Source organism: Sphingomonas leidyi, from assembly GCF_011761945.1.
GTDB classification, from domain to species: Bacteria; Pseudomonadota; Alphaproteobacteria; order Sphingomonadales; family Sphingomonadaceae; genus Sphingomonas; species Sphingomonas leidyi.
Genome location: NZ_JAASQV010000005.1, coordinates 249,058 through 255,349 on the forward strand (window position 1 = coordinate 249,058; position 6,292 = coordinate 255,349).

General features: G+C 64.1%; 11 protein-coding genes and 1 tRNA gene. 9 read left to right on the forward strand and 3 right to left on the reverse strand.

Going from position 1 to position 6,292, the window contains the following annotated elements; translation table 11 throughout:
* Nucleotides 1-4: 4 nt before the first annotated feature.
* The 5 genes from FHR20_RS23250 to FHR20_RS20285 all read left to right on the forward strand — a co-directional run bounded on the left by FHR20_RS23250 (nucleotide 5) and on the right by FHR20_RS20285 (nucleotide 2,856).
* Nucleotides 5-334, forward strand: coding sequence for an endonuclease toxin domain-containing protein (locus FHR20_RS23250; protein ID WP_425057392.1), 330 nt, complete (start codon nucleotides 5-7; stop codon nucleotides 332-334).
* Nucleotides 335-348: 14 nt separating this feature from the next.
* Nucleotides 349-780 carry a hypothetical protein gene (locus tag FHR20_RS20270; RefSeq protein WP_167301419.1) on the forward strand — a complete coding sequence of 144 codons (432 nt, stop codon included), beginning with the start codon at nucleotides 349-351 and terminating at the stop codon, nucleotides 778-780.
* A 74-nt stretch (nucleotides 781-854) separates the two neighbouring features.
* Entirely contained in the window at nucleotides 855-1,181 is a 327-nt protein-coding gene (locus tag FHR20_RS20275) for a hypothetical protein (protein WP_167301420.1), read from the forward strand.
* A gap of 159 nt (nucleotides 1,182-1,340) precedes the next feature.
* Nucleotides 1,341-1,427 (forward strand) — tRNA-Leu (locus FHR20_RS20280).
* Between the two features lie 166 nt (nucleotides 1,428-1,593).
* Nucleotides 1,594-2,856, forward strand: coding sequence for a tyrosine-type recombinase/integrase (locus tag FHR20_RS20285; protein ID WP_167301421.1), 1,263 nt, complete (start codon nucleotides 1,594-1,596; stop codon nucleotides 2,854-2,856).
* Between the two features lie 312 nt (nucleotides 2,857-3,168).
* Here FHR20_RS20285 and FHR20_RS20290 read toward each other — a convergent pair whose 3' ends face one another.
* The 3 genes from FHR20_RS20290 to FHR20_RS20300 form a co-directional block, all read right to left on the reverse strand.
* The gene (locus FHR20_RS20290; RefSeq protein ID WP_167301422.1) at nucleotides 3,169-3,543 is read right to left on the reverse strand and encodes a response regulator; all 375 of its coding nucleotides are present in this window, start codon (nucleotides 3,541-3,543) and stop codon (nucleotides 3,169-3,171) included.
* 98 nt (nucleotides 3,544-3,641) lie between these two features.
* Nucleotides 3,642-4,304 carry a hypothetical protein gene (locus tag FHR20_RS20295; RefSeq protein ID WP_167301423.1) on the reverse strand — a complete coding sequence of 221 codons (663 nt, stop codon included), beginning with the start codon at nucleotides 4,302-4,304 and terminating at the stop codon, nucleotides 3,642-3,644.
* A complete protein-coding gene (locus FHR20_RS20300; RefSeq protein WP_167301424.1) occupies nucleotides 4,297-4,536 on the reverse strand; it encodes a cold-shock protein in 240 nt (79 codons plus the stop codon). The genes FHR20_RS20295 and FHR20_RS20300 overlap by 8 nt, the downstream gene beginning before the upstream one ends.
* Before the next feature lie 243 nt (nucleotides 4,537-4,779).
* On the opposite strand from FHR20_RS20300, the gene FHR20_RS20305 reads away from it, so the two are divergent.
* The 4 genes from FHR20_RS20305 to FHR20_RS20320 all read left to right on the forward strand — a co-directional run bounded on the left by FHR20_RS20305 (nucleotide 4,780) and on the right by FHR20_RS20320 (nucleotide 6,036).
* Nucleotides 4,780-5,067, forward strand: a complete 288-nt coding sequence (locus FHR20_RS20305; protein WP_167301425.1) for a hypothetical protein — start codon at nucleotides 4,780-4,782, stop codon at nucleotides 5,065-5,067.
* Nucleotides 5,060-5,230, forward strand: a complete 171-nt coding sequence (locus FHR20_RS20310; RefSeq protein WP_167301426.1) for a hypothetical protein — start codon at nucleotides 5,060-5,062, stop codon at nucleotides 5,228-5,230. Before FHR20_RS20305 ends, FHR20_RS20310 begins: the two co-directional genes overlap by 8 nt.
* Nucleotides 5,231-5,395: 165 nt before the next feature.
* On the forward strand, nucleotides 5,396-5,608 hold the full coding sequence (locus FHR20_RS20315; RefSeq protein WP_167301427.1) for a hypothetical protein: 213 nt from the start codon (nucleotides 5,396-5,398) through the stop codon (nucleotides 5,606-5,608).
* A gap of 5 nt (nucleotides 5,609-5,613) precedes the next feature.
* Complete coding sequence (locus FHR20_RS20320; RefSeq protein ID WP_167301443.1) at nucleotides 5,614-6,036, forward strand: acyl-CoA thioesterase; 423 nt, start codon at nucleotides 5,614-5,616, stop codon at nucleotides 6,034-6,036.
* Nucleotides 6,037-6,292: the final 256 nt, after the last annotated feature.

Sequence of the window (6,292 nt, forward strand, 5' to 3'; positions counted from 1 at the left end):
GGCGATAGAGCAGGCGTTAGGGCACAATTTTCCGGTCATCGATCGGTTCGAGAACGGCATTGCGACCAGCATCAAGAGCATCGATCTCGACGGGACTTCGTACCTTACGGGCAACGGTCTCCGAAACGCACTGACCCGCTATGTTGACAAGGTGGCAGACTTTAACGGCGCGAGATGGGCCGGTAAAACCATCCGACAAAGTGAGATTTCCGGTCGCGCTCTTGACGTAGCGGTTCCGCATAGCGGAACAGCAGCGCAGCAGGCCACTCTCAATCAAATCATTAAATATGGTTCGACGAAGGGAGTCACCGTCAATGTCATCCGCTATCCATGATTGAGATTTCCAGCATGAGCAAATTGGCAGTCATCTATCGTCGCAAAGGCGCGCTGTTCGTTGCGGCCTCTCACAAGACGGAAGCAGGGTTCTGGGTAGAAGACACAAAGACCGCTGTGGTGGAATCGGGTGATGAAGATGGCGTCCAAATGGCCGTTGTCGAAGCGCTTGCACGCTCCCAAAATGGTATTCCCACGCCGGCACGCGATGCCGATCTCGTTGGTTCTTTGCTGTCGGCCGCGGGGGTTTCTTCCTGGAGTACATTCGCAAAATTGGCGAGATGCGTGGATGTGCACCTTGAGGATGGCAGGTTGGAGATTACACCTTACCGCAACAAGGGTGGAAGTGATGGCTTTGTTCCTATGACCGAAAGGGCGGTGAAGCTTCCTGAAGATTCGCACGAACTGGGCAAAGCTGTGCTCGCCGCTTTTGAAGTTGCAGAATGATGGTTGCCGGTGCCTGGGTCTTCGCAGGATAAAAAAACAGCGAAAGCAAGAGAAAGGCAGTAGCATCCTATCTGATGCAGGTGGTGCGGCAGGGCGCGGACACGCTGCTGACCTATCTCGACACCGGCTATGGTGCGGGGACGGCGGGCTATGCGCTAGGCGCGGTGACGAGCGTGAGCGCAGTGACGTTCAAGAACGGCTCGAACAGCGTGGTGCCCGATACGCTGACGACGAACGGCTTTGCCTGGTTCGACGGGGCGGTGCAGGCGCAGGTGTCCTATGCGGTGGCGGGGAGCGCGGCGCAGAACACCTGGTACACCAATGGCCCGAGCGGCAGCTTCCAGTCGGCGAGCGTGCAGGACGGGCGGCCGCGCGGAGTGGGCAACGCCAAGGAGGCGTAAGATTTGCGGGCTATATATCAGGGGCATCGGGGTTTCTCACGTGCCGGAGCTTGAAAGCTACGCAGGGCCCGATCGGAAAAATGGCGAGATGCGCGAAATTTGCTCCAGGCGCGGTTGACAGCCCAAAGACACACCCGTAGAGGCGCTCGCCTACCCCGTGCCCAGATGGCGGAATTGGTAGACGCACCAGCTTCAGGTGCTGGCGCTCGCAAGGGCGTGGAGGTTCGAGTCCTCTTCTGGGCACCATTTTCCCCATCCGCAGACATCCATCGACGTCGCGTAAGTGGCTGGGGAAGCAGCGTTTTTTCGAATATCATTTCCGGCGAAATTTGGGCGGGTTCGCCGACATACCACCAGTTTTGGTGGCATAAATCGGCAGTGGATTCGCCCGTTTTCGGACGGAGATACCACCATGGCTCTTACCGCACTCGCGATCAGGAATGCGCAACCTCGGGCGAAGCCCTACAAGCTCAGCGACGAGCGCTCGCTGTTCCTCCTGGTGATGCCCAACGGCGCCAAATACTGGCGGCTTCGCTATCGCTTCCTCGACATGCAGAAAACTCTCGCGCTCGGCGTCTGGCCGGAAGTCAGCCTCGCTGAAGCACGAGACAAGCGCGACTCCGCGCGGAAGATGATCGCCGACGGAGTCGACCCGATGGTCGAGAAGAAGCGTCGCAAGCTGCGTGCACAGATCGACACCAATATCACCTTCAAGGGCGTCGCCGAGGAATGGTTCGTCAAGATCACCCGCGAGGAGCGGGCCGAGGTCACCCTCAGCAAGGTCCGCTGGCTGCTGGAGAAGGTCTATCCGTTTCTCGGCCATCTCCCGCTCCACGAGATCGAGGTGCAGGAAGTACTCGCCGTCTTGCGTAAGATCGAGGCGACCGGGCGCTATGAAAGCGCGCGGCGCATGCGCAGCGTGATCAGCCGCGTCTTTCGCTACGGCATCGCCACCGGACGGGCGAAGATTGACGTCGCCCGCGACCTGCGCGGCGCGATCATCGTTCCGAAGACAAAGCACTTCGCCGCGATCACGCGCCCGAAGGAGGTCGGCAAGCTGCTCCGGGACATCGAGGATTGTCCCGGATACGCGGTCACCAGGCTCGCGCTGCGGATGACGCCGCACGTGTTCGTGCGTCCCGGCGAGCTGCGCCGGGCCGAATGGAGCGAGTTCGACCTCGAACGCGCGGTGTGGTCGATCCCGGCCGAGAAGATGAAGATGCGCTGGCCGCATCAGGTGCCGCTGTCGCGGCAGGTGCTGGACCTGCTCGACGAGATACGGCCGCTGACCGGCCACAGCCCCTATGTCTTTCCGGCGTCCCATACCTGGAAGCGCCCCATGTCCGAGAACACCGTCACCTTCGCGCTCCGGCGAATGGGTTATAGCGGCAGCGAGATGACCGCGCATGGCTTCCGCGCCATGGCGGCGACGTTGCTCAACGAGATGGGACTATGGAACCCGGATGCGATCGAGCGCCAGCTCGCGCACATGGAGAATAATGGCGTGCGTCGTGCCTACGCCCGCGGCCAGTATTGGGAGGAGCGCGTGCGCATGATGCAGCACTGGTCCGACTATCTCGACCAACTCCGCGACGGAGGCGACACCGACAAGGTACCCGGCGACGGCAAGGTGGTCACTGTCGACTTTGCCCGGCGCGGCGCCCGATCACGGTAAGCGGTCGCCGCAAAAGTAACGCGGCGGTCTTGCTGTCGTCCGGCGCAAGACCGCCGGTGCTTAAGTCCATCCGGAGAACCCCATGTCCGCGTCGATTGCAGCGCCTGCCGCAGCGGGCATCATCGTCGCGAGCCTCCATGCGCGCCCGGCAGGAGTGCGAGAGGGCGGTCGCATGCGAGAACAGCAGCGGGGGTTTCGCGTATCAGATTGGCCGAGGAGCGCAGGATCGGCCTCGCAGTGGAGTCCGGAACGGCCTGAAGCGCGCTCAGGCGCGCGAAGCCGCGGCGCGGAGGCGGGCGGACGCCCGTCCGATCACACCATGCTGCACAGGGCGCGGCCGACTGCGGACGCATCGTAGGGTTTCGCGAAAAAGCGGCTGCCTTCAGGCATGTCCTGCGGCGACGGAGCGACTTCGCCGGACACGATAATGAACTTGAGCGGCGGCCAGCGACGATGCGCATAGGCGGCAAGTTCGAGGCCGTTCATCTTGCCGACCATCTGTATGTCCGTCAGGACGATGCGAATCTCGGGGCAGCTTTCCAGGATCGCGATCGCCTGTTCGGCGTCGGCTGCTTCATGCACGCAAAAGCCGTGGTCCTCCGCCAGCGCCACGGCGGACAGCCGGACGAGCGCCTCGTCCTCCACCACCAGAACCGTCACCTTGCGGGAATCTGCCGCTTGCTCCATCGATTGCCCCGATCGCCCCTGCAGAGTGCGTTCGAAAGCAGGACAGAGGGTTACTCCCGCTCAGGCAGTCGCTCGGACGCCGATGCGATGAACCGGCATTAGTGATATACGATCCGCATACAATCCGCGCCCGCGCATATCGTTCCTTGATGATCGCCAATCCGGCCGTCCGCTTCCAATGCATCGCGTCCGGACGGCCGAGGCGCATCGCTATGGAAACCAGCTGAGCGCACGCTCGCGCCGATCTCGGCGCCGATGCGGCGATAGAAAGCGCAAACCCGGACAAGGTCGTCGCCTCCGACGGCCAGGTCGCTGCCGACGGCGACGCGGCGCAAGGGGGCATCGTCCGCAGCGGACGCTGGCCATCCTGTGGTCATGAACGCATCGCCGGGGCTGTCTCCCCGCAAAACCAGGCCCGCGCAATGGAACAGGCATTCGCGGGATCGTCCAAGCGCCCGCAACTGCGCCTCATCCCCGTGCGGCCGGCCGGTCCCAACGCGGTAGGCGCGCAGCTTGTTCGCCGTGTTCCGCTGGCCGGGGAACGCGGTCAGGCCCCGGGCGTGCAGCGCCTCGTCGATCAGCAGGTTGAGAAACCGGTCGAGCTCGCGGAGGCCGTTGCCGATCACCTTCGCGCGATACCTGCCGGCGATCGGTGCGGCCGGCACGATCCGCCCCGCATCCGGGATCGTGCGCAACCCTGCGCCGAGGAAGGAGGTGGCACGGTCCAGGGTGACGAGCGCACGTTCGAGCGCCTCAGTCATGCACGAGGGTGAGCTCATGCGCGCAGGTCTGGCCCCGCTGGTCGGTGCGCAGCACATAGCGGACGCGAAGCTGCGCGGCGAGGCAGGCGAGACCGGAGGCTTCGACCGCGCTCGAATGAACGAACGCGTCCTTCCCGCCGCGATCGGGCTGGATGACGCCGAAGCCGCCGACACGATTATAGAAGCAGACCGTGCCAGTCTCCTTCGGGGGACGGAGAGTTTCGGGATCCATCGAGCTGCTTCCTCGGCCGTAAGCGGGAGCGCGATGGTCTCTCAGCCGCCGGCGCCTACGAATGGAACGGCCTGCGATTGCGGCACCCTAGCCGAAGATCACCCAAAGCAGAACCTGCGCGGGGGAAATAAACCACATTGGTCGCTCACCGGTACCATGCTAGTCTATGGCATCGTCAGCAGTCGTTCCCGAGCGCTGGCGGCTGGGAAACTCGGAGCGCTCCCGCTTGGCCAGGAGCAGCACATGGACGGGCGCATTCCCAAGCCCCTCAAAACCGCCGGCGAACTCCGCGCCGAACTCGAATGGGCCACGCAGGTGCTGACCGGCGACACGTCCGACAGCCGGATCCTCTTCGAGCTTCCGACCCTTGCCGAGGGGGAGGATGCGACTTCCGAATATAATTGGGATGTCCGCGTCAGTTGCCGCCCGGAACAGGATGACGCCGCGCGAGCCGTGATTCGGCAGGTCGCCGGCAAATGGAATCTGGCAGCTCGACCAATGGCGCATCGACAGGAGAACGCTAATGGATGATCCCGCGCGGCTCGCACGCATCGAACTCGGGCCGCACGGCGAGGACTATCTCGTGCGGCTGTTCCTGAGCGATGGGACGTCCTGCGAAGTGATCGCCACCTTCGACCAACTCGATCTGCTTGCAGAGGACATCGACCGTCGCCTGGATGCCGACGAGGTCTGACGTTTCGCGTCCAGCCCTCGCATGGCGGACGCCGCACAATCCGTGACGTCTGCCGCCGATCCGCTCCCCCCTGCCGGTTTCAGCGAGCCGATGATTTGCATGTCCGCTCGACACGGAATGTGCTAGCAAAAGCCATCGTCGGCAGTTCTTCTCCGGTAAGCGCCGATGGCTGAGAGACATGGCGCTCCCGCTTACCTCTGGGGGAGCCAAGCCATCGAAACCCGTCTGGCTATCGCCTATGCGTTGATTGCGCTCATCGCGCTCACGCTGGGTCTCTGGGTAGCGATCCTGGTCCTGCGCCGTCGGCGCGAGCGCTACCTGCGCCGCCACGGCTATCGTTCGGACGCACGTCCGATCTGGCCGTTGCGGCGGAAATGAGCGGCATGGTCCACAGCCCGCCGCACGCGCATGGGATCGCCATCCGTCCGGAGGACATCGATGCGCTGGGCCATGTCAACAACGCGACCTATCTCAGCTGGATCCAGGCCGCCGTGCTCGGTCACTGGCACGCGCGCGCTTTGCCCGAGGCGGTCGCCGCCTTCCGCTGGATGGCGGTGAAACATGAGATCACCTATCGCAAGCCCGCATTCCTTGGCGATGCGCTGGTGGCCACCGTGGTCCTCGAGCGGGTCCGGCGCGAAAGCGCCTATTACGACACGCTCATCCGGCGCGGACCGGAGCTGATCGCCGAGGCGAAATCGCGCTGGTGCTGCATCGATGCCGCCACGCTCCGGCCGGCAAGGCTTCCGCAGGAAATGGTTTCGGCGTTCCTCGTCGAGCCATGGCCGGCATCAGCCCGCGCATAGGCAAGAACCAGTCACGTAGTATCTGTGACCGGGCTTCGCATAGCAGCCGGCCGGGTTCCGTCCGGTCCTGGCGCTCCGCCATCTCGTCCCGGGCGCGGGCTGTGCGCAGAGAGATCCCTCGGGGGGGGGGGGGGGGGGGCCCGGCGGGGGCCGGAAAAACCCCCCCAAACCGGGTTGGGGGGGAAGGGGCGCGGCCCCCCCGATGACCCCCGGGGACTTGCCCCCGGTGTCCCGGGCCGGGGCGGGGGGGGGGCGC